The organism is Pontibacillus salipaludis (assembly GCF_014642405.1).
In the GTDB taxonomy this organism is placed as follows: domain Bacteria; phylum Bacillota; class Bacilli; order Bacillales; family BH030062; genus Pontibacillus; species Pontibacillus salipaludis.
The window spans coordinates 104,288-128,143 of the sequence record NZ_BMIN01000013.1 but is presented as its reverse complement, the minus strand read 5'-3'; the positions used below and the strand labels follow the sequence as shown (position 1 = coordinate 128,143).

The 23,856-nt window shown below is 40.2% G+C and carries 18 protein-coding genes; 13 read left to right on the top strand and 5 right to left on the bottom strand.

The annotated features are described in order from the left end of the window. Positions 1–124: 124 nt before the first annotated feature. The gene (locus tag IEW76_RS14375; RefSeq protein ID WP_188654986.1) at positions 125–955 is read right to left on the bottom strand and encodes a mechanosensitive ion channel family protein; all 831 of its coding nucleotides are present in this window, start codon (positions 953–955) and stop codon (positions 125–127) included. A gap of 822 nt (positions 956–1,777) precedes the next feature. Between IEW76_RS14375 and IEW76_RS14370 the strand changes: the two genes are divergently transcribed. From IEW76_RS14370 to IEW76_RS14345, 6 genes are all read left to right on the top strand, one after another. Continuing rightward, positions 1,778–3,535 (top strand): ABC transporter ATP-binding protein, encoded by a 1,758-nt coding sequence (locus tag IEW76_RS14370; protein ID WP_188654984.1) that lies wholly within the window; start codon positions 1,778–1,780, stop codon positions 3,533–3,535. An 11-nt stretch (positions 3,536–3,546) separates the two neighbouring features. Further along, on the top strand, positions 3,547–5,376 hold the full coding sequence (locus tag IEW76_RS14365; protein ID WP_188654982.1) for an ABC transporter ATP-binding protein: 1,830 nt from the start codon (positions 3,547–3,549) through the stop codon (positions 5,374–5,376). 314 nt (positions 5,377–5,690) lie between these two features. Continuing rightward, positions 5,691–7,043, top strand: coding sequence for a cytochrome ubiquinol oxidase subunit I (locus tag IEW76_RS14360; protein ID WP_188654980.1), 1,353 nt, complete (start codon positions 5,691–5,693; stop codon positions 7,041–7,043). Beyond that, positions 7,040–8,053, top strand: a complete 1,014-nt coding sequence (locus tag IEW76_RS14355; RefSeq protein ID WP_188654978.1) for a cytochrome d ubiquinol oxidase subunit II — start codon at positions 7,040–7,042, stop codon at positions 8,051–8,053. Before IEW76_RS14360 ends, IEW76_RS14355 begins: the two co-directional genes overlap by 4 nt. 155 nt (positions 8,054–8,208) lie before the next feature. Further along, positions 8,209–8,880 (top strand): potassium channel family protein, encoded by a 672-nt coding sequence (locus IEW76_RS14350; RefSeq protein ID WP_188654976.1) that lies wholly within the window; start codon positions 8,209–8,211, stop codon positions 8,878–8,880. A 121-nt stretch (positions 8,881–9,001) separates the two neighbouring features. Further along, positions 9,002–10,729, top strand: coding sequence for a pyruvate oxidase (locus IEW76_RS14345; RefSeq protein ID WP_188654974.1), 1,728 nt, complete (start codon positions 9,002–9,004; stop codon positions 10,727–10,729). Between the two features lie 677 nt (positions 10,730–11,406). On the opposite strand, the gene rnjA is transcribed toward IEW76_RS14345, so the two are convergent. Beyond that, the gene (gene rnjA, locus IEW76_RS14340) at positions 11,407–13,074 is read right to left on the bottom strand and encodes a ribonuclease J1 (protein ID WP_036780954.1); all 1,668 of its coding nucleotides are present in this window, start codon (positions 13,072–13,074) and stop codon (positions 11,407–11,409) included. A gap of 3 nt (positions 13,075–13,077) precedes the next feature. After that, positions 13,078–13,287 (bottom strand): DNA-dependent RNA polymerase subunit epsilon, encoded by a 210-nt coding sequence (locus IEW76_RS14335; protein ID WP_188654972.1) that lies wholly within the window; start codon positions 13,285–13,287, stop codon positions 13,078–13,080. A 478-nt stretch (positions 13,288–13,765) separates the two neighbouring features. Between IEW76_RS14335 and IEW76_RS14330 the strand changes: the two genes are divergently transcribed. Beyond that, entirely contained in the window at positions 13,766–14,674 is a 909-nt protein-coding gene (locus IEW76_RS14330; RefSeq protein WP_188654969.1) for a DMT family transporter, read from the top strand. Continuing rightward, a complete protein-coding gene (locus tag IEW76_RS14325) occupies positions 14,649–15,431 on the top strand; it encodes a Cof-type HAD-IIB family hydrolase (RefSeq protein WP_188654966.1) in 783 nt (260 codons plus the stop codon). Before IEW76_RS14330 ends, IEW76_RS14325 begins: the two co-directional genes overlap by 26 nt. A gap of 262 nt (positions 15,432–15,693) precedes the next feature. Here the strand turns inward: IEW76_RS14325 and def are convergent, their stop codons facing one another. Next, positions 15,694–16,248: a peptide deformylase gene (gene def, locus IEW76_RS14320; RefSeq protein WP_188654965.1), complete on the bottom strand. Its 555-nt coding sequence runs from the start codon at positions 16,246–16,248 to the stop codon at positions 15,694–15,696. A gap of 246 nt (positions 16,249–16,494) precedes the next feature. Here def and IEW76_RS14315 point away from each other — a divergent pair, with 246 nt between their 5' ends. The 5 genes from IEW76_RS14315 (at position 16,495) to lpdA (ending at position 22,492) form a co-directional block, all read left to right on the top strand. Further along, entirely contained in the window at positions 16,495–17,265 is a 771-nt protein-coding gene (locus tag IEW76_RS14315; protein ID WP_229721247.1) for a YkyA family protein, read from the top strand. Positions 17,266–17,697: 432 nt separating this feature from the next. Beyond that, positions 17,698–18,777 (top strand): pyruvate dehydrogenase (acetyl-transferring) E1 component subunit alpha, encoded by a 1,080-nt coding sequence (pdhA, locus tag IEW76_RS14310; protein WP_188654963.1) that lies wholly within the window; start codon positions 17,698–17,700, stop codon positions 18,775–18,777. Between the two features lie 3 nt (positions 18,778–18,780). Next, positions 18,781–19,758, top strand: a complete 978-nt coding sequence (locus IEW76_RS14305; protein WP_188654961.1) for an alpha-ketoacid dehydrogenase subunit beta — start codon at positions 18,781–18,783, stop codon at positions 19,756–19,758. Positions 19,759–19,785: 27 nt separating this feature from the next. Next, positions 19,786–21,081 (top strand): dihydrolipoamide acetyltransferase family protein, encoded by a 1,296-nt coding sequence (locus tag IEW76_RS14300; RefSeq protein WP_188654959.1) that lies wholly within the window; start codon positions 19,786–19,788, stop codon positions 21,079–21,081. A gap of 4 nt (positions 21,082–21,085) precedes the next feature. Next, a complete protein-coding gene (gene lpdA / locus IEW76_RS14295) occupies positions 21,086–22,492 on the top strand; it encodes a dihydrolipoyl dehydrogenase (protein ID WP_188654957.1) in 1,407 nt (468 codons plus the stop codon). Between the two features lie 625 nt (positions 22,493–23,117). Here the strand turns inward: lpdA and IEW76_RS14290 are convergent. After that, positions 23,118–23,513, bottom strand: coding sequence for a hypothetical protein (locus IEW76_RS14290; protein ID WP_188654955.1), 396 nt, complete (start codon positions 23,511–23,513; stop codon positions 23,118–23,120). Positions 23,514–23,856: the final 343 nt, after the last annotated feature.

The window sequence follows — 23,856 nt, the reverse complement described above, 5'->3', positions numbered from 1 at the left end:
CTAGGGCTTCGTAGTTTATCTCATCGATATAAATTTCTACGTCAAACTTAGGGAAACCGCCGAGTACGGGTCCGTACGCTCGGTGGTGTGAGAGGACGGAGGTTAGTCACCTCCTCCTACTCGATTAGCTTTCTTTTTTCTCAATATAAACCTGGTGTGGAAATGGAATTTCAATTCCTGCTTCATCAAATGCTTCTTTCATGCGTTTACGTAAATCACGCTCAACAGCCCATTGTTGCATGTTTTCAGTTTGGCCAAGAACCCGAAGGACCACATCTGAGGAACCAAGGCTTTGAACGCCTAGTACGTTAGGACCGTCTTTGAAACGCTCATCATTTTGAGCGAACTCATCACATACATTTTGAAGTACCTGCATAGCTTCATCAATGTTCTCATCATATGCAATGCCAATATCAACAAGCGCGCGCATATTCCCGCGGGAATGGTTACTAACAGTAGAGATATGGCGGTTCGGCACGAAATTTAATGTCCCGTCAAAGCTTCTAATCTTCGTTGTACGAAGACCAATCTCTTCAACAACACCATTCATTCCACCAGCTGTTACATACTCATCAACCTCAACTTGTTTCTCTAATAATAGGAAGAAACCAGTAACAACATCACTTACAAGCCCTTGAGCACCAAAACCAATAGCCAGCCCAATAATACCAGCTCCGGCAATTAATGGAGCAAGGTTAATATCTAATAAGCCAAAAATCGTTGCGATTAGGATGAAACCTAACACATACGAATAAATACTAATCATGAGTTTCTCCAACGTCTTAGCCCTTGCTTCTGTAAGCTTTTGATTATTACCAGCTTTATAAAGAGAGCGTTGGATTAGTTTCTTCCCAATAGGAGAGACAATTAAATAAACAAGTAAAACTAATACAATTTTTAATGCAATCGTTGAGATTTTGACAAAGTCAATATCACTTAAAAAATCAAACATCATATACTCCTTTCGACATAGACAGCACAATTTTTCAATACGTTTTCTATCATACCTTAAGGTGGTAGATTCCATCAAATAGAAAATGTTTATAGAAACGCATACACTAACGGTGTTCCAAATAAGCCCCCTTATATGGAATACTCTAAGCTGAGACACTTTTGTGTAGATAGGTCCGTTACGCTTGTCGAGTGGTTGGGGTGTCTGGGGAACGACTCGCTTTCCGGGGCGGCCCCACACGATGTGGGGTCGTTCGACGTTGTCACAGGACGTGACGGTTTTAGTCGAACTTCTCCTTTCTTTTTAGAGCCTCCTCGGGAAAACCACCCTGCGGGGTCTCGTCGACCTCTTTCTCCCGCAGGAGTCTCCCCCCTTCCCCAGACACCCCTGCTATAGTTTTACGAACGGCCCAACACCTAAGGGGTGGTTAGAGTTGCGAGGTAACCCCATATGGATGTTTCCGTTACATCATATATGGCAGAGGTGGTTCGGGAAATTGCGAGACTCCTGCGGCAGTAGGAGCCTCGGGGAGACCCCACAGAGAGCTTAGCGAACGAGGAGGCTTCCCAGCTCGCCGCGGAAAGGGAGTGATTTCCCGAACCACCTCACGCTCTATTAACGTAAACGGAAACATTCTCTCAGTTTCGAGTCTTCAACAATCCTGCCCTTTAATGAATATCAGGAAGGAGAGGAGAGGGGGGAGAGTTTTAAATATGTTAGAAATAAAAATTTTCAAAAAAATAAGTCGAATGGGTAGAAATTTATTTCGGAACTCGATATATTTATATGTACGTGAAAAATTTTACATTAAAAGGAGGGTTCGTTTTGGATACGTTTAAAAAGTTAAAAATGTATTACTTACCATTCAAGCGGTATTTCTTTGTTTCCTTATTCTTTCTGCTTATTGTAACAGGGGTAACGGTGGTCTATCCCATTGTACTGAAGTACACCATTGATGATGTAGTAGATCCGGGACGCTATAGTCTTATACCATATTTAGCAGCTGCTTTCTTTGGACTTATGATACTAAAAGGAGTAGCGACTTATATTCAACAATACTTAGGGGATTTGTTTGGAATTAAATCTGTTTATACACTTCGAGATGGTCTCTATAAGAAGCTTCAGCGCTTACCATTTCGTTACTATGATAATGCTCGTACAGGGGATTTGATGTCTCGTCTGACAGCTGATGTCGAAGCATTTCGTTTCTTTTTATCTTTTGGATTTGCAGAATTTATTCGAATTGTATCCTTAATTATCATTAGTTTGAGTGTGATGTTCTATTATTCTATACCTCTTGCATTAGTAACAATGGCTTCTATGCCGTTTTTGGCAGTAGTGGTTTATCGTTTTGATAAGAGGGTACACCCCGCTTTTAGGGGAATTCGTAAAGCGTTTGGTCGATTGAATACGCGTGTTCAAGAGAATATTAGTGGAATGAATACGGTAAAATCGTTGTCACGAGAAGATTTTGAAGTAGGTCGTTTCACAGATAAAAACGATGAATATCGCCAAAATTATCTTTCTACCTCGAATATTTGGGCTAAATATTTCCCGCTAATGGAGTTTATAGGAAATATTAGTGTAGTAGCTTTACTAGGTTTCGGTGGCTATTTGTATATTCAGGGTGAGGTAACTGTTGGTGTATTGGTAGCTTTCTTTAACTTGATTTGGTACATTCTAGGGCCGCTTATGAACTTTGGATTCGTTATTAACTTGTTTTCCCAATCCAAAGCTTCAGGAGAACGCTTATTAGAGATACTTGAAGCAACTGAAGATATTCAAGAGATCCCAGAAGCAATTCGTCAAAAGCGTCTGAACGGCCATGTGATGTTTAAAGACGTGACACTCTCTTATGAAGAGGATGATGATTCTGCTTTGAAAGATATAAATTTTGACGCGCCTCCTGGGAAAACAGTCGGCTTAATTGGAGCCACTGGTTCTGGCAAAACAAGTATTACTCAGCTCATCACTCGTTTCTATGAACCTGAACAAGGCCAAGTTTTAGTGGATGGAAAGCCGGTTCAAAATTATGGACTAAAAGAACTAAGAAGTAATATCGGATTTGTTTTACAGGAATCATTTTTATTCTCTACGACCATTAAAGAGAATATTGCGTACGGAAATCCGGAAGCTTCAATGGAAGAAATCATTGATGCAGCTAAAAGGGCACAAGCACATGAATTTATTCTAGAAATGCCAAATGGATACGATACTTTGCTAGGTGAACGAGGCATGGGTTTATCTGGTGGTCAGAAGCAGCGTGTTGCCATTGCTCGTGCAATTTTAATTGATCCTAGTATTCTTGTGCTTGATGATGCAACATCGGCAGTTGATATGGAGACAGAACTACAAATTCAAAAAGCATTAAAAGAAGTAATGGAAGGCCGTACAACATTTATCATTGCTCACCGTATATCATCTTTAAAACACGCGGACGAGATTTTAGTTCTAGAAAATGGTCGAATCGTTGAGCGTGGGGTTCATGAAGAGTTGTTAGACAATGGAGGTCCGTACCAGCGTATCTACGATATACAATATCAGGATAAAGAAGCCATTCTGCAGGCTTCAAGTCAAGGTTAGGGGGGAGAAAGATGGCGAAAGCACCAAAGCAAGAATACAAGAGTCCTCATTTACAGAGGTTTAAATATACACAAGACCAGGCAATCGAGAAGCAATTTAACTGGAAGCAAATGGGCCGTATGCTTCAATATGTGAAGCCGTACTCTAAAAGGCTGTTACCAGCTGCTATTATAGCTATGCTCGTGTCTACAATCGTAAGGCTGATCGTGCCAGTTTTAATTGGTAAGGTTGCGATTGATTTGGCTATTAAGGGAGAAGATCCTAATCTATTAATCCAACTTGTTGTTGGAATTTCCATTCTGTACGTGCTGAGCTTTGTGGGCAACACATTACGGATTAGGTGGGTGAACATCTTAGGGCAGAACGTCATATACGACTTGCGGAAGCATTTGTTTTCCCACGTACAACGCTTAAGTCATAAATTTTTTGATAACCGATCAGCGGGCTCGATTCTTGTTCGAATAATGAACGATATTAATTCACTACAAGAATTATTCACCAACGGAATTATCAATTTGTTAATGGATGTCGTAACGTTAATTGGTATTATTGTTATCTTACTTGTGTTAAGTCCTAAGCTTGCACTAGCCATTATGATCATCCTACCAATTATGTTCTTTATCTCTACAAAACTCAGACGTAATATTCGCAGGTCGTGGCAAGATGTGCGCATTCAGCAGTCTCGTTTAAATTCCCATTTAAATGAAAGTATACAAGGGATTCGGATTACTCAGTCATTCTCACAAGAAAATGAGAATACCGAATATTTTGATGGGGTGAATAGTGACAACTTTGAATCATGGCGTAATGCTACTAAGAAAAGCGCGATGTTCCGTCCCTTCGTGGAAATGAGTAATGCTGTTGGAACAGTTATCCTTATTTCTTATGGTGCGTTCCTCATCATTAATGGTCAAATAACAGTAGGTACTTTTGTTACATTCTCGACTTTCTTAGGTATGTTCTGGGAACCAATCTCAAGACTTGGCCAAATGTATAACCAGCTTCTTATGGCGATGGCCGCTTCCGAGCGTATCTTTGAGTTTTTGGATGAAGAGCCTAATGTTGAAGAGCGTAAAGATGCGATTGAGTTGAAAGATATGAAAGGCCACATTGATTTTGATCATGTTCGTTTCTCTTATGACGAAGATCGTGTTGCTTTACATGATATTTCTTTAGAAATTAAGCAAGGCCAGACAGTAGCCCTTGTAGGTCATACTGGTAGCGGGAAATCTACAATAGCCAATCTGATTAGCCGTTTTTATGATCCTACGAATGGGTCTGTGAAAATAGACGGACACGATTTGAGAGATGTCAAATTAAATAGCGTACGACAACAAATCAGTGTTGTACTGCAGGATACATTCATTTTTTCAGGAACTATTATGGAGAATATTCGATTTGGACGTCCGGACGCTACAGATGAAGAAGTGATCGAGTCTGCTAAAGTAGTTGGGGCTGATGACTTTATTCAACGTCTTGCAAATGGATATGAGACGGAAGTAGAGGAAAGGGGTAATATTCTCTCAGCAGGGGAACGTCAATTATTATCCTTTGCTAGGGCATTACTAGCTGATCCCAAGATATTAATATTAGATGAAGCAACTTCATCAATAGATACAGAAACAGAAGTAAAGATTCAAGAAGCGTTAAACCGATTATTAAAAGGTAGAACAGCCATTATTATCGCTCACCGCTTGTCAACAATCCGTGACTCGGATAACATCATTGTACTTGAACACGGGCGGATCTTAGAACAAGGAAATCATAGCGAGTTAATGGAACTTAAAGGAGAATACTTTGATCTAGTAAAGACCCAATTCCAAATGCTTGACGCTATGTAAATAAAAACTCTAACCTTGTGACAATAAGGTTAGAGTTTTTTTATGCTAAGTGCGGGCACATTTTTTGAAGAAAAAGATGGCTTGTCGTTATAATATTAGTAATCGAAACAGTAGACAATTTTCGATATAATATAGGGTCTTGGGTAAAGCTTTTTTTATTTGAATGACTTTGTGAAATGTGTCACAAAACTGTCATCGGTTCATTCCCAACGCGATAGTTAGAGGGTTTATACTATTAGTACGATGGAAATAGAGTAATAAAACTATAAACGAATTACTAATGAACTTGATTTATATAGGGGAGGTCATACTCAATGGAATTAGATAGTGCCATGATGAGCCGGATGTTAACGAGTTTAACACTGGTTTTCCATATTATATTTGCAACAGTAGGCGTTGGGATCCCGGTTATGGTCTCAATAGCTGAATTTATAGGAATCAAGAAGAAAGATGCAAACTACACATTGCTAGCTAGGAGATGGGCGCGAGGATTTACCATTACCGTTGCAGTAGGTGTTGTAACAGGTACTGCTATCGGACTTCAGTTATCTTTGTTATGGCCTAAATTTATGCAGTTTGCTGGAAATGTTATAGCACTTCCTTTATTCATGGAGACATTTGCGTTTTTCTTTGAAGCCATATTTTTAGGGATTTATCTCTACACATGGGATCGTTTTAAAAATCCAATTTACCACTGGTTGCTTTCCATACCCGTTGTAATTGGTGCTACAATGTCTGCTTTCTTTATTACCACTGTGAATGCGTTTATGAATACACCACAAGGATTTGATCTTGAAGGTCGAACTCTAACTAACGTTGATCCATTAGCAGCTATGTTTAATCCGGCTACACCAACGAAAGTGTTTCACGTGGTGTCTTCAAGCTACTTAACCTCTGCTGCGATTCTAGCAGCTATTGCAGCTTTTGCGATCTTGAAGAAGAATGCTTCTGACTATCATAAGAAAGCCTTGAAACTTACGATGGTGGCTACGTTTATATTTGCTATTACAACGGCTATTGCCGGAGACCTTTCAGCTAAATTCCTAGCAAACGAACAGCCTGAGAAATTAGCTGCAGCGGAGTGGCACTTTGAGACAGAGAAGAATGCGGATTTAATCGTATTTGGAACGTTGAATGAAGATAATGAAGTAGAAAATGCACTTCGTCTTCCTAATGCACTAAGCTTCCTTGCTCACGGATCATTTGATAGTGAAGTGACGGGTTTAAATGAATTTCCAGAAGATGAAACACCTCCACTATGGATTCACTACATGTTTGACCTTATGGTTATGCTTGGAATGTACGCTTTAGGCGTTTCCTTCTTATACTTGTTGTTCTCAAAACTTAAGAAATGGAATGAGAATAATAAATGGCTTCTATGGCTTATTGTGATTAATGGACCTGGTGCGATGCTTGCTATTGAATTCGGTTGGATTTTCGCAGAAGTAGGTCGTCAACCTTGGATCTTAAGAGGATTTATGAAAGTGGCTGAGGGAGCCACAACATCTCCACACGTGGACTGGATGTTTGTATTGTTCCTTGCTTTGTATGTTGTACTTGGGGGAGGAGCTATTTCAGTCTTACGGAAAATGTTTAAAAACAATCCCGCAGAGCTAGAGTTAGAGAAAAGGTATCCAGATGTAGCGAAGCGAGGTGGTCATAAATGAGTTATGAAATGATAGGGATTACGGTCCTGTGGATCTTTTTGTACGGCTATTTAATTGTAGCTTCTGTTGACTTTGGTGCAGGTTTTTTCGCTTACTACGCCAAAACGACTAAACAAGACCACATCATTAACCAATTAATAAGTAGGTATCTGTCCCCGGTATGGGAAGTAACAAACGTGTTTTTTGTCTTCTTTTTCGTTGGTCTCGTCGGTTTCTTTCCGGATTCCGCTTATTACTTTGGGCAATCTTTACTCATACCAGGAAGTATTGCTATTGTGTTGATTGCAATTCGAGGTTCTTTTTACGCATTTGAAAACTATGGGTCTAAGAAAAGTAATTTCTTTATGTTTTTATATGGGGCAACAGGCTTGTTAATACCAGCGTCATTAAGCACAGCCATGACTATATCAGAAGGGGGCTTTATTGAAGAAACGGATAATGGGGTTCGTCTCTTAACAGGTGAGCTGTTAACTAGTCCATATTCATGGAGCGTTGTGTTCCTTGCTATTGTTTCCGTCTTATTTATAAGTGCAGCCTTCTTAACCTTTTATGCCTCTAAAGCTAATGATCAGCCTGCTCTTGAATTAATGAGAAAGTATACGCTTTTCTGGGGATCCCCAACGATTATCGCTAGTTTGACTACATTTATTGCTATGAGTCAGCATAACGCTCGTCATTTTGAGAAAATGCTTGATCTGTGGTGGATGTTTGGTCTTAGTGTAGCATTCTTTTTAGGTGCATTATTGCTTGTTTATCAACAAAAACGTTATGGTCTAGCCTTTATTTTCGTTATGTTCCAGTTCTTCTTTGCATTCTTTGGATATGGAGCTGGACACTTACCATATTTAATAGAACCGTTTATTACGGTGGAAAGCTCGGTAACGAATGAAGCAATGGGGCTTGCGCTTGTAATTGTGTTTATTGCAGGATTGCTCCTTCTTATTCCTTCTCTTATTCTTTTAATGCGCATGTTTTTATTTGATGCAGAGTATGTAAAAGGGAAAAAGTAATCTATGTGGGACGTTCTTTATAAGAGCGTCTCTTTTTTTATGACTTGAGTTCACTTTTGTTAGGGATGATGCTTTAGTATAAGATGAACTTTCCATAGTAAACAGATCTATGATAATATGATGTAAGGTAAATGTGAAGGAATGGGGGATCACGCATGAAGAAAGAATATGCAGTTATTGGTCTTGGCCGATTTGGCGGCAGTATATGTAAAGAGTTAAGCCGTGAAGGAATGGAAGTGTTGGCTATAGACCTTGATGAAGATAAGGTGAATGAATATAAAGATATCGCCTCCCATGCTGTCATTGCGGACTCTACAGATGAAAATGTCCTAAAAGAATTAGGTATTCGAAATATTGACCACGTAATCGTAGCCATTGGTGATAATCAACAAGCTAGTATTCTTACTACATTAATGTTAAAGGAATTAGGTATTAAGAAGATAACCGTTAAAGCACAAAATGATTATCATGAGAAAGTGTTAAATAAAATTGGTGCTGACCAGGTTGTTCACCCTGAACGAGATATGGGTAAGCGAATTGCACATAATATTATTTCAAACAATGTTCTGGACTACTTAGAATTATCAGATGATCATTCAGTTGTAGAAGTTAAAGCCGGAAAGAAAATGATTGGAAAAACTCTAGTAGACTTGGACATACGTGCTCGTTACGGTTGTAACGTAGTCGGTATAAAGAGGAATAAAGAAATCAATGTCTCACCTCTAGCATCAGAGGTAATTTTAGAAGAAGATGTACTAATTATTATTGGGGAAGATAAAGATATTTTCCGTTTTGAGAAAAACTTAGTAGTAGAAGATGATGAATAAAAATTACAAGAAGACAGCGCTCTCATGTAGAGTGCTGTCTTTTTTCTATCATAAAAAAGTTTTTTTCTGGCTCAGAACGGGCATAGCATTAAAGTATTGTACTTAGAAAGGATGAATCGCTATGTTCGAAAAAAGAACTGGAGAAATCGTAACCAACTTACTTATAGATGATTGGGGAATCGATCATATTTATGGGATGCCTGGAGATTCCATAAATGAACTTATGGATGATTTCCGCAGTCGTCAAGATGATCTACAATTTATTCAAGTTAGACACGAAGAAGTCGGCGCACTTGCGGCTTCATCCTATGCGAAGTTAACAGGGAAAGTTGGAGTTTGTTTATCAATTGGTGGACCGGGTGCTACTCACTTAGTAAATGGTCTTTATGATGCGAAAGCTGACAGTGCTCCTGTACTAGCATTAGTTGGTCAGGTTCCAAGTGAAGAAGTAGGAACGGGAGCTTTTCAAGAAGAGAATTTAGAACGTATGTTTGATGGTGTTGCTGTATTTAATAAACGTGTTCAAAGTGCACAACAGCTACCGGACTTAGTCAATCAAGCTCTAAGAGAAGCATATGTAAATAACGGAGTATCTGTTCTTATCATTCCGGATGACCTATCAGCTGTTAAGCAGAAGTATGAAGAGAAATTAACGTCTTCTGTCTATGCGAAAACAGAAGTCTTTCCGTCTGAGAAATCACTAATTGAAGCTAAAGAAGCAATTGCGGAGGCAAAGAAACCTGTTATTTTAGCAGGTAAAGGGGCCGCTCATGCGCAGGAAGAATTAGTGGAATTTGCGGAGACTATACATTCTCCGGTCATTTTATCATTATTAGCCAAAGGTGTAATTCCAGATAATCATCCCCTTTGCTTAGGGCAACATGGTCAAATTGGAACACAACCAGCCTATAATGCAATGAAAGAAGCAGACTTGCTTCTAATGATCGGTACTTCATTCCCTTATCGTGATTTTCTTCCTAAAGATACAAAGGCTATTCAGATTGATATTGATCCAAGTAAAATTGGCAAGCACTACCCTGTCCAAATTGGCCTTGCAGGTAGTACAAAAGATACGCTGCAGTGGTTGAATGATCATATAGAACCCAAAGATAATCAAGAACATCTTGAAAAATATCAAAAACAGATGGATGAGTGGCGTGTAAGTATGCAAATGCAAAAGCGTGCGAACACAGATCCAATTAACGGGCCACAAGTTATGTATGAATTAGAGAAAATCATGCCTGAAGATGCAATCATATCAAGTGACGTAGGGAACGTGACGGTATGGGTCGCAAGGTATCTATCTATGGTTCGCCAGAAAATGGTGATATCAGGTTGGTTAGCCACAATGGGGTGTGGACTACCAGGGGCTATAGCAGGACAATTAGCATACCCTAATCGCCAGTCTATTGCGGTATGTGGCGATGGTGGATTTGCTATGAACATGCAGGACTTTATCACAGCTGTTAAATATAAGTTGCCACTTAAAGTCATTGTTTTAAACAATAGTAAGATCGGTATGATTCAATACGAGCAGGAAGCTATGGGGCACCTTCATTATGCAACTGAACTTGGAGATATGGACTTCGCCAAATTTGCAGAAAGCTGCGGTGGTGAAGGGTATCGTGTTGAGAAAAGGGAAGACCTTGAAGGAGCCATGCAAAAAGCCTTCCTCTCTGACAAACCAGCTATTATTGATGTAGCTATAGAGGACCAAGCGCCACTTCCGGGTAATATTGGGTATGAGCAAGCGGTTCATTATACAGAGTATTTGATTAAAGAGTTCTTTGAAAGTGGTAAAATTGAATTACCACCGTTGAAGACAGCGACAAAACGCTTGTTTAACTAAATCTTTTCGAGTGTGGAATATATAATTCCACACTCGTTTTTTTGAATGGCTTTGTGCATGTTTGTTGTTGGTTTCTTGTTCCATATAAGCCTTTTTATGCGGAATACTCGAAGCTGAGATAATGTTTCCGTTAACTTTAAATGAACGCAAGGTGGGCCTGGAAACCACTCGCTTTCCTGTGGGGAGCTGGTAAGCCTCCTCAACCGGCAGAGCCGGTCTCCGGGGTCTCACCTAGGCTCCTCTGCCCACGGGAGTCTCGCAGTTTCCAGGCCCACCTTTCCATGTTGGGAGAAACGGAAACAGGCCATATGTACATTCAAGTTTACACCATAATGCTCGAGCAGCGGGGCCGTTAGATAAAATATAGCCAGGGGTGTCTGGGGAACGGGGAGACTCCTGCGGGAGAAAGAGGTTGACGAGACCCCGCAGAGAGCGCAAGCGAACGAGGAGGCTCGACAGCTCGCCCGCGGAAAGCGAGTCGTTCCCCAGACACCCCTAACACTCAATAAACGTAACGGCACCACACAAAATAAAGTGTCTCAGCTTCTAGTATTCAGCAATCCTATTATAGAAAAATAACGACATGAAAAAAGGAAGCCCCCATCCTAATGGATGGGGGCTTGTTGTATGACATATTGTTTTACGAATCGTATAAGTTAAACCGTTAAGAGGGGGTCTTACACTTCCATAATGATAGGTAAAACCATTGGTTTACGTTTTGTTTTCTCGTAAAGGAATGGAGCGATGGTGTCTGTGATTTCGTTTTTAATCTCAGACCACTGAGTTGTGCGTCGTTCCATCACTTTATCAAGATGCTTAGAAACAATCTTTTGTGCTTCGTTAATAAGATCTTCTGATTCTCTCATGTATACGAACCCGCGGGATATGATGTCAGGTCCTGAAGCAATTTTAAATTCTTTCATATTGATGCTTACAACGACAATCACAAGCCCTTCTTCAGAAAGGATGCGGCGGTCGCGGAGAACAATGTTTCCAATGTCACCGATTCCGCTACCATCTACATAGATGGAACCAGATGGAATTTTACCAGCGATCATAGCATTATCTTTACCAAGGGCAAGTACATCACCGTTGTCTGCGATAAAGCAATCACTTGGGTCCATTCCGATTTCTTGAGCTAATTTAGCGTGCTGTTTCTGCATTCGGAATTCTCCGTGGATTGGCATGAAGAATTTCGGTTGAATTAAACGCAGCATAAGTTTTTGCTCTTGCTGACCACCATGACCAGAGGTATGGATGTCGTTTAATGAACCATGAATAACTTCTGCACCAGCACGATATAACATGTTAATAACTCGGCTTACACTTACGGTGTTCCCTGGAATAGGGGAAGAGGAGAATACTACAGTGTCTCCTGGCATAATTTGAATTTGGCGGTGTGTTCCATTGGCGATACGAGATAGGGCAGCCATTGGCTCTCCTTGAGAACCTGTACAAAGAATCGTTACTTCATGTGCTGGAAGTCGATTGATTTGTGAAGGTTCTACGAACGTATCCTTAGGAGCGTTGATATAGCCTAATTCAATACCAATATTGATTGAGGCTTCCATACTACGTCCAAAAACAGCTACTTTACGATTATGTTGAACGGATGCTTCCACGACTTGTTGTAGTCTGTGGATGTTAGAAGCGAAGGTTGCAAAGATTACACGACCTTTTACTTTGGTAAAGATATCGTTAATACTTTCGCCTACGCGACTCTCAGAAAGTGTGAAATCAGGGATCTCACTATTTGTACTGTCAGATAGAAGGCAAAGTACACCTTCTTTTCCGATCTCAGCCATCTTTTGCAAGTTTGCAGGTTCGCCCACAGGTGTGAAGTCGAACTTGAAGTCTCCAGTGTGAACAACGTTCCCTGGAGGGGTTTTTACAACGATACCATAGGAGTCAGGAATACTGTGAGTTGTACGGAAGAATGTCACAGACGTTTTACGGAATTTAACGATTTCATCTTCTTGAATCGTATGAAGTTTCGCATTTCGTAAAAGCCCATGCTCTTCTAATTTGTTCTTAATTAATCCGATCGCTAATTTGCCACCGTAGATCGGGATGTTTAATTCGCGAAGCAAATAAGGAATCCCGCCAATGTGGTCTTCGTGGCCGTGGGTAATAAATAACCCTTTAATTTTATCTTGGTTTTGCACTAAGTAAGTGTAGTCTGGGATGACGTAATCAATTCCAAGTAGTTCATCTTCAGGAAACTTAATTCCTGCATCAATCAAAATGATCTCATCCTGGAACTGAACGCCGTACGTATTTTTACCGATCTCACCTAGACCGCCTAGTGCAAATACAGCGGTTTGGTCGTTTTTAACAAACTTCATAGGTTATATGTTCTCCACTTCGAAATCTTCAGATTGTTTTTCATATGCTAAGTGTTCTTCATTTAACCCTTGAACATATTCGATATTGATATTGCGATCGGCCAGTTTTGTTCGTACTTCACGTTCTGTATTTGCTTCTACATAAAGACTCTTGGTTCGTTCTCGAACAGGAGCTTCTTCAGCCCTTTCTTGAAATAATACTTTAAAAATCATAATTATAAATCTCTCCTAACTTCCTAGTAATTTCCGTATTCTTGTCCTGTAAATATAATAGCACGTTTTGCACCTATATGGTAACAATAGAATGTTATAGCTAAGAGATTGTAGTAATCCACCGCATCATAAAGTGAAAGCTTAAGCATACAATTTTCGACTCAAGATATCTTTCCAACGATTTTTAAGCTTTTTCTTCAAACGTTTTAACATTATGTCATACAACTCCTTTCCTTATACGAAGAAAAGCTGTAAAAAAAACGTATTGCCGACCATATCCCTCTTATCTCTAGTATAGTATCTTTTAAGCTAGAAATGAATAGATAGGTTAAAGAGAATTTTACTTTTTCTTATTCTTTCTTGTAGTATGCTCCACAAAATAGTTCTTTACGGGTGTTTTTTTTCGAGTTATTAGTCCTTATTGAATTTGGATGGAAATTCCTTTACATTATAAAGGGTTTAGGAATGGAGGGGTTATTTGAAGAGGCTTTATATTGGATTAGTAGCACTTTCTCTCATTTGGGGTACGTCATTTCTGTTTATTAAAATTTTGGTTTCATCAATGATGATGTGGGAAGTTGTGTTCTGGCGTTGTACATTTGGGGCGGTTGTATTATGGGGGATTTATATGTGGAATGGGAAGGATCAGTTAACTAAACTTCCCTGGGGTTCCTTGCTATTAGTGGGTCTGACAAATAATGCTCTACCTTGGGGGCTGATAGCGTTAAGTGAAACGAACATTTCCTCTAGCTTAGCATCTGTTTTAAATGCCACCACGCCTATATGGACAGGTTTAATTGGTATGCTGTGCTTTGGGATTAGAATTAGAGGTAAGCAATGGTTTGGAATTATGGTTGGTTTTATAGGAATAATTACTCTCGTAGATCTTGGGAATTCGAATATGTTCAATAACGGGTTGGCAGGTGTAGCGAGTATGATAGCTGCTGCTATTTGTTACGGTTTCTCCTCACAGTACATAAAGAGACATTTACACAATGTGTCTTCAATAACAATTGCAGCGGTGACCTTAACAGTTGCAGCTTTTTATGCATTCATTTTTGCAGAAATGAGTCGTACGATTAATTGGAGTTTAGTATCAGATGCGCCTATATTTGGCGCTTTAATCGGCCTGGGTGTATTTGGTTCTGGTGTGGGTATCTATATTTTTTATTATTTAATCCAAAAGGGGTCTGCAGAATTTGCAACCATGGTAACTTATCTGGTACCAGTTTCTGCACTAGTTTGGGGATCTGTATTCTTAAGTGAATCACTTTCGGTTCGCATGGTGTTTGGGCTAGCTCTTATCCTAATAGGTGTATACTTAGCTCAAGAAAGCAAGAAATCAAAAAGGGGGAAACAACATGAGCAACAAACTTGTGTTTCTTGATATTGATGGAACAATAGTGGATCACAATAAAGAAATTCCAGGGGAGACAAAGAAGTCCATAGCTCGTCTGCAAGCTGATGGAGTTGAAGTAGCAATTGCTACAGGACGTGCTCCTTTTATGTTTGCTGAACTTAGAGAAGAATTAGGTATTCATTCATATATAAGTTTTAACGGACAGTATGTAGTACATGATGGGGAAGTAATATACGAAAATCCATTGCTAGAAAAGGATTTAGAAGCTTTATATACCCAGGCCTATGAAACTGGTCACCCAATGGTCTTTCTTAATGAAGAAGGAATGAGGGCATCTGTTGAGAAACACCATCATATTTCAGAAAGTATAGGAAGCTTGAAGTTTCCTTATCCTGATATCGATCCCGATTATTATAAAGGTAAATCCATTTATCAAGCTTTACTGTTTTGCCAACATGGTGAAGAAGGGCAATACAAAGAGCAACCGCGTCAGTTAGACTTTATAAGATGGCATGAATACTCTATAGACGTAATTCCTCGAGGTGGGTCTAAAGCAGAAGGGATTAAACATTTCATGGAAGTGTTAGGTGTAGAACAACATAACACCTATGCTTTTGGGGATGGATTGAATGACCGCGAAATGCTTGGTTACGTTGCAAATGGCATTGCAATGGGAAATGCTTCAGATGAAATCAAAGCGGTAGCGAACTATGTGACCAAAGATGTTTCTGATAACGGACTTTCGCATGGTTTTCGATTAGTTGGACTATTACATGATGAGTAATTTACAGGAGTTATAGGTCACTATTGCTATTCGTAGGCGAAATCATTTCGATTTCGCCTTCTATAGCATATAGGCGCTAATTTCTGAATTCATTTTAATCATGCTCAATGAGGGTTTAGTACCTAAACGAGTAGGGGATTACTATAAAAAGTAGTTATTAGGATTAAAAAAACGTCCTGGGGGCCCAGAACGTTTCTGTTACGTCTATTTTACGATACTGCTTGTTTGGATAATGGGTGTGTTTTTTTAGAATTTGATCCTATTAAGAGTCGATAACTGAAGCGTTTTCTGGCTCTTGGAATGGGTTATCATTATTAATATGGTCGTAGAACATAATGCCATTTAAATGATCAATTTCATGTTGGAAGACAATAGCTGCCATACCGCGCAGGCGAAGCTTAACTTCATTACCTTCAAGATCTGTGCCTTTTACTGTAATACGTGCATATCGAGGAACATACCCTGGTACATCACGATCCACTGATAAACAACCTTCTCCAGAGGATAAGTAAGCTTTTTCAACCGAATGACTAACAATTCGTGGGTTAAATAAACCATAGCTATACACTTTATCGTCAAAGTCAGTAAAGTGAACAGCCAACATACGTTTGCTAACATTAATTTGAGGTGCTGCAATACCGACGCCAGGGCGCAAATTATATTGAGCAGCAAGTTCATCATCTTGACTGTTTTTTATAAATTGAAGCATTTCTTCTAATGTTTGTTGCTCTTCTTCGGTAGGAGGCAAAGAGACCTCATCTGCTACTTCGCGTAGGACCGGGTGTCCTTCACGAACGATATCTTCCATAGTAATCATAAGATTTACACAATCCTTTCTAGCTTGTTCATAATGTATAGTGTACCACATAAAGAAGCAGCTATGGAATATTTGGCATCACCTTGGCATGTTTGCTTTTCAATTGCATAAAGTACGAATGGAACATTCTGTTACAAGGTATGCATAGATGTAACAGTTTTGTAACTTTTTGTTGATTATATATGATATACTGGTGAAGATTCTTCCAATTTAGAAGAATGAAACGCCTTAAGGAGGAAATAGACATTGCGCTTAGGAAAATTAATCTCTGTATTGGTACTATCTGCTGTCCTTCTCACTGCGTGTAATAATGGTCCGTCTGCTGCTGAACAAATGTACGACCATCTAGAGCAAGCTGTGACATTAGAAGATACATTTAAGGATCAGCAAGACCCACTTGTTCAATTAGAACAACAAGAAACGGAACTTTATAACGAAATTATCAATCTTGGAATGAAAGAATTTGAGAAAATCGAAGAATTATCTCAAGAAGCATTAGAGGTTGTAAAGAAACGCCAGGAAAAGCTTGAAGTTGAGAAAGAAAGCATTGAATCAGCTAAAGAGGAATTCGATAATGTAAAGCCTCTGATTGAGGATTTAGAGTCTGAGGAAGCAAAAGAAAAAGCAAATGAACTAGTTGAAGCATTTAATAAACGATATGACGCCTATCAGGAACTTTATAAAGCATATGAGAAATCTAACGAACTTGATAAAGAACTTTATAATATGTTCCAAGATAAAGAATTGACACAGGAGAAACTAGAAGAACAAGTTGATAAGATTAACAAGAGTTACGAGTCTGTCATTGAGAAGAATGAAGCCTTTAATAAGCTGACAAAAGAGTACAATGACCTTAAAAGAGAATTCTATGAAGCAGCAGAATTAAACATTGATTTTGACGAATCTTCAGAACAAGACCAAACAAACTCTTCAGATGATTCTTCTTCAGAGAATGATAAAAGTTCAGAAACGAATGAAGAACAATCAGAAGAAGACCAGAATAATGATGAGAAATAAGCTGTCCTTATAGGACAGCTTATTTTATTTGATGCCCTACTGTGCGTTTGATTAAATAAGTGTGAATGAATGTCTGTATCCATTTCGTTAACTGTTATTGATACAGTGTCGAAAATGCACTAATACAGATATGGGAGCATTTGGGTGTAACTGGCCTTTTAGAAGGATGGGAACGAATTATTCGTTAGTGGGAACAAAGTGTTTGACGAAATAGTTCTTCATAAGCTAAACTACTAAGTGTTGAAAAAGTTGTACCATTACTTTTTGCCAGACGTATGAAACAGATACTTATTTAAGCTGCTATAAAACGATTATGTTCCTCAAAGTGAGGGTAAACATTATAAGAGCAAATTCGGTACACATTTTTTTTGCTTTTGGGAAAGCTAATAAAAGTAAATTTAATATGGATAAGAAAGGAAGAGGTGAAGAACTTTGAAACGCACGATCGAAAATGTTGAAAACCAATTTGAAACGTTTCAAATCTTAAACGAAGACGGCGAAGTTGTGAACCAAGACGCTATGCCTGATCTTTCTGATGAAGACTTACAAGAGTTAATGCGCCGTATGGTGTATACTCGTATTCTTGACCAACGCTCAATTGCTTTAAACCGTCAAGGACGCTTAGGATTCTACGCTCCAACAGCAGGACAGGAGGCTTCTCAACTAGGAAGTCATTTTGCTATGGAGAAAGAGGATTTCCTACTACCAGGATATCGTGATGTGCCTCAGTTAATCTGGCATGGCCTTCCACTATACCAAGCATTCCTATTCTCTCGTGGTCACTTCCACGGTAACCAAATGGGCGAAGTAAACGCAGTAAGCCCACAAATCATCATCGGTGCTCAAATCACACAAACTGCTGGTGTTGCACTTGGTATGAAGAAACGTGGTAAGAAAAATGTTGCTGTAACGTACACTGGTGACGGTGGCGCTTCTCAAGGTGACTTCTATGAAGGTATGAACTTTGCTGGTGCATTTGGTGCTCCTGCGATCTTCATTGTACAAAACAACCGCTATGCAATCTCTGTTCCAGTTGAAAAGCAGTCTGCTGCGCAAACTATTGCTCAAAAAGCTGTTGCAGCTGGTATCGATGGAATTCAAGTAGACGGTATGGACGTTCTTGCAGTATACAAAGCGACACAAGATGCTCGTGAACGCGCAATTAACGGTGAAGGCCCAACTCTAATTGAGACACTAACTTACCGTTATGGTCCACACACAATGGCAGGGGACGACCCAACTCGCTACCGTGTAGAAGATGAAGAAAACGAATGGGAAAAGAAAGATCCACTAGTTCGCTTCCGTAAATTCTTAGAATCTAAAGACTTATGGTCTGAAGAGAAAGAAAACGAAGTAATTGAAAACGCAAAAGAAGAAATCAAAGCTGCGATTAAGAAAGCAGACGAGCAACCTAAACAAAAGGTTACTGACCTAATTTCTCTTATGCATGAAGAACTTCCACAGAACCTACAAGATCAAATGGAAGAATATAAAGAAAAGGAGTCGAAGTAAGCCATGGCACAAATGACAATGATCCAAGCTATTACTGATGCAATGCGCACAGAGCTTAAAAATGATGAAAACGTGCTAATCTTCGGTGAAGACGTTGGCCAAAACGGCGGTGTATTCCGTGCGACTGAAGGTCTTCAAGCTGATTTTGGCGAAGATCGCGTATTTGACACACCACTAGCAGAGTCTGGTATTGGTGGTATGGCAATCGGTCTAGCACTTCAAGGTTTCCGTCCGGTACCTGAGATTCAGTTCTTTGGTTTCGTATTTGAAGTAATGGATGCTATCAGCGGTCAAATGGCACGTTACCGTTACCGTTCTGGTAATTCTTACAACATGCCTGTAACAGTACGTTCTCCTTTCGGTGGTGGTGTACACACACCTGAACTGCACGCAGACTCTCTAGAAGGACTTATGGCACAACAGCCTGGACTTAAAGTTGTTATCCCATCTACTCCATACGATGCGAAAGGACTTCTTATCCAGTCTATCCGTGACAACGATCCGGTTATCTTCCTAGAGCACATGAAACTTTACCGTTCATTCCGTGGCGAGGTACCTGAAGAAGAGTACACGATTGAATTAGGCAAAGCTGACGTTAAGCGTGAAGGTAAAGATGTAACATTAGTAGCATACGGTGCTATGGTTCACTCTGCTCTAAAAGCAGCAGAACAGTTAGAAAAAGACGGTGTAGATGCTGAAGTAATCGACTTACGTACAGTAAGCCCAGTAGATTATGAAACAATCATCGAATCCGTAGAGAAAACGAACCGTGTCGTAGTTATTCAAGAAGCTCAAAAGCAAGCGGGTATCGTTGCACACGTTGCTTCTGAAATTCAAGAACGTGCAATCTTACACCTAGAAGCTCCAGTTCTACGTGTAGCAGCACCAGACACAGTTTATCCATTCTCTTCAGCTGAGGAAGTTTGGTTACCAAACCATAACGACATCATTGAAAAAGTAAACACAGTAATGAACTTTTAATCCAACTTACGATAGGAGGGAATCATAGTGGCTTACGAATTTAAGCTACCGGATATCGGTGAAGGTATCCACGAAGGCGAAATTGCAAAATGGTTTGTAAAAAAAGGGGACGAAGTTAAAGAAGACGATGTTCTTTGCGAAGTCCAAAACGATAAAGCAGTTGTAGAAATCCCTTCTCCAGTTGATGGTACGGTTACAGACGTTCACGTTGACGAAGGTGAGGTAACAACTGTAGGTACAGTTATTATCACATTTGACGCACCTGGTTATGAGGATAACACTGGTGGTTCTGAAGAAGATTCTAAAGAAGAGGAAAAGCAAGAAGAAGCTCCTAAAGAAGAATCTACTCAAAATGACCAAGAACAAGAACCAGCTGCACAAGATGACGAAGCAAGCGACAAGCGCGTTATTGCAATGCCATCTGTTCGTAAATATGCACGTGAAAACAACGTGAACATTGCGAAAGTATCTGGCTCTGGTAAGAACAGCCGTATTCTTAAAGAAGACATCGATGCTTACCTAAACGGAGGTCAAACTTCTGAAACAGCTGAAGCAGAAGCTGATGAAGCTCCAGCTCAAGAAGAGGCGCAAACTCAAACGAAGGCTGCACCTCAAGGTGAGTACCCAGAGTCTCGTGAGAAGATGAGCGGTATGCGTAAAGCGATCTCTAAAGCAATGGTTAACTCTAAGCAAACTGCTCCACACGTTACACTTATGGACGAAGTTGACGTAACTGAGCTAGTGGCTCACCGTAAGAAGTTTAAACAAGTTGCTGCGGATCAAGATATCAAACTTACGTACCTTCCATACGTAGTACGTGCTCTAGTTTCAACACTTAAGAAGTACCCAATCCTGAATACTTCTCTAGATGATGAAACTCAAGAAATCGTACACAAGCACTACTACAACATCGGTATTGCTGCAGACACTGATAAAGGTCTTGTTGTACCAGTTGTTAAAGATGCTGATCGTAAGTCAATCTTTGGTATTTCTTCTGAAATCAATGAATTGGCAGGAAAAGCACGTGATGGTAAACTATCAGGTGAGGAGATGAAAGGCGCTTCTTGCACAATCACAAACATTGGTTCTGCTGGTGGTCAGTGGTTCACACCTGTTATTAACCACCCAGAAGTTGCAATCCTTGGTATTGGCCGTATTGCAGAGAAACCAGTTGTTAAAGATGGCGAAGTAGTCGTAGCTCCGGTTCTTGCATTATCTCTAAGCTTCGACCACCGTCTAATCGATGGTGCGACTGCACAGAACGCAATGAACCAAATCAAACGTTTACTGAACGATCCACAACTAATCATGATGGAGGCGTAATCGTATGGTAGTAGGAGATTTTCCAATCGAACTTGACACGCTTGTTGTCGGTGCTGGACCTGGTGGCTATGTAGCTGCCATCCGTGCCGCTCAAGAAGGTCAAAACGTAACAATTGTAGACAAAGGTAATCTTGGTGGTGTTTGTTTAAATGTTGGGTGTATCCCATCTAAAGCACTAATCCAAGCTGGTCACCGCTATGAGCACGCTCAAGGTGCTGACGAAATGGGAATTACAACAGAAAACGTTTCTGTTGACTTCTCTAAAGTCCAAGAGTGGAAAGGCCAAGTTGTAAACAAACTGACTAGCGGCGTTGAAAGCCTTCTTAAAGGGAACAAAGTAGACATCGTAAAAGGTGAAGTATTCTTCGTAGACAAAAACACTGTACGTGTTATGGACGAAAAGAATGCTCAAACGTATACGTTCAACAACTGTATTATTGCAACAGGTTCTCGCCCGATCGAGCTTCCTACGTTCAAATACAGCGAGCGTGTAATCCATTCAACAGGCGCTCTTAACCTAGATGAGATCCCTGAAAAAATGGTTGTTATCGGTGGTGGGTATATCGGTACTGAACTTGGTACTGCATATGCAAACTTCGGTACAGAAGTAACGATCCTTGAAGGTCAAGACGACATTCTTTTAGGTTTCGAAAAACAAATGCGTCAGCTTGTTAAGAAAAACCTTAAGAACAAAGGTGTAAACATCGTTACAAACGCAATGGCACAAGGTGTTGAGGAAACAGATAGTGGCGTAACAGTAAGTTACGAAGCTAAAGGTGAAACTCAAACAGTTGAAGCAGACTACGTTCTTGTAACAGTAGGTCGTAAGCCAAACACAGACGAGCTTGGTTTAGAACAAGCTGGTGTTGAAATGGACGATAAAGGTCTAATTAAGATCGACAAGCAGTGTCGTTCTAACGTAGACAACATTTACGCAATTGGCGATATCGTTGCTGGACCTCCACTTGCTCACAAAGCATCTTACGAAGGTAAGATCGCTGCTGAAGCAATTAGTGGCCTTGCTTCTGAAATTGATTACCACGGCATCCCAGCTGTTGTATTCTCTGAGCCAGAACTTGCAAGCGTTGGTTACACTGAACAAGAAGCAAAAGATGCTGGTTACGAAGTGAAAGCGGCTAAGTTCCCATTCGCTGCGAATGGCCGTGCGCTTTCTCTTAACAACACAGATGGCTTCTTGAAGCTAGTAACTCGTAAAGACGACGGTCTTGTTATTGGTGCTCAAATCGCTGGTGCAAACGCTAGTGACATGATCGCTGAACTTGGTTTAGCGATTGAGTCTGGCATGACTGCAGAAGACTTAGCTCTTACAATCCATGCTCACCCAACTCTAGGTGAGATCTCTATGGAAGCTGCAGAAGTAGCTCTAGGTAAACCAATTCACACTGTTTAATCTTTTCTATCAAAATCCCCTGATCATTACGATCAGGGGATTTTTTATGTTCAATTAATGTTGTTGGTCTTACTTATATGCTTATTCAAAAATAGGGCAGGATTGTTGAAGACTCGAAGCTGAGAGGATGTTTTCGTTAACTTCAATTGAGCATAAGGTGGGCCTGTAAACCACTCGCTTTCCTGTGGGGAGCTGGTGAGCCTCCTCAGCCGGCACGCCGGCTTCCGGGGTCTCACCTAGGCTCTTCTGCCCACGGGAGTCTCGCAATTTCCAGGCCCACCTTTACCATATAAGGGTGAACGAAAACATGCTATATGGGGTGACTTCAGCCCCCCTGATGCGACCTACGGGGCCGTTCATCTCTTTAAAGCCGGGGCTTGCTCGAGGACTGCGAGACTCCCGCGGGGGAAAGAGCCTAGGGAAGACCCCACAGAGAGCGACAGCGAACGAGGAGGCTTCCCAGCTCCCCGCAGGAAAGCGAGTTGTCCCCGAGCAAGCCCAAGCACTCATAAACGTAACGGCCCTTTCCATGCTAAAATATCACAGCTTCAAGCCTTCCACATAAGGGGCAATATATGAGATTAAATACTATCAGGCAAAAAAACGTTACCGATGTGGTAACGTTTTAGGAGGAGGGGAGCTTCTGTATGGAATCGTTTATAACCTTAAGAATGTCATGCTTTGCTTTCTTGCCAGAAATGGTTGCCATTGTACTTCCTTCTCTTTGAATGACTAATGCTGGATATTGATGAATGGTTTCTCTCTCTTTAGCTTCTGTTGTAGATCGGGTTTTTGTCAGGGTGAGAGGAGAGGTATGATCATCATTTGATAATTTTAATTCTAAGAGTGCGTTAATATATTCTTCTTCTAGCTCAATTGTAGCCTTATTGGAGTAGAAGAAAACTTCATAATCTTCTGTTGGATTCATTTTATATACATCCACGGAAGCATCTTTTTGGTCCGTACATGATCCGGTAAATAAGACTAATAAAAATGCCAATGGAAGCCACTTCATACTCAAAACATGCTTCACCTACCTACTTGCTATATTATTGTGTTCATTGTATCAGACATTTTTATTAATTCTCCTAATGTTATCTAAATGTTACATAAATGAAAAATACTCCTCTTGTCTGCAACATATACTGTAATAAAGCATGTCCGAGTAGGGGGTGGTTAGGTTTGAGCAAGAAGTATTGGTTTTTATATAATGTGCTCTTTATATTTTGGAGTGGCTATTTGCTTGTGATTCATATATCAAGGAAAGACCACTGGATGTTTCAAGCTATATTGTTCGGTTTATTTCTAGTCGTTATAACACAGCTTCTAAAAAGGTACCATTTTTCTAAAAAAGAAAGCTTGCC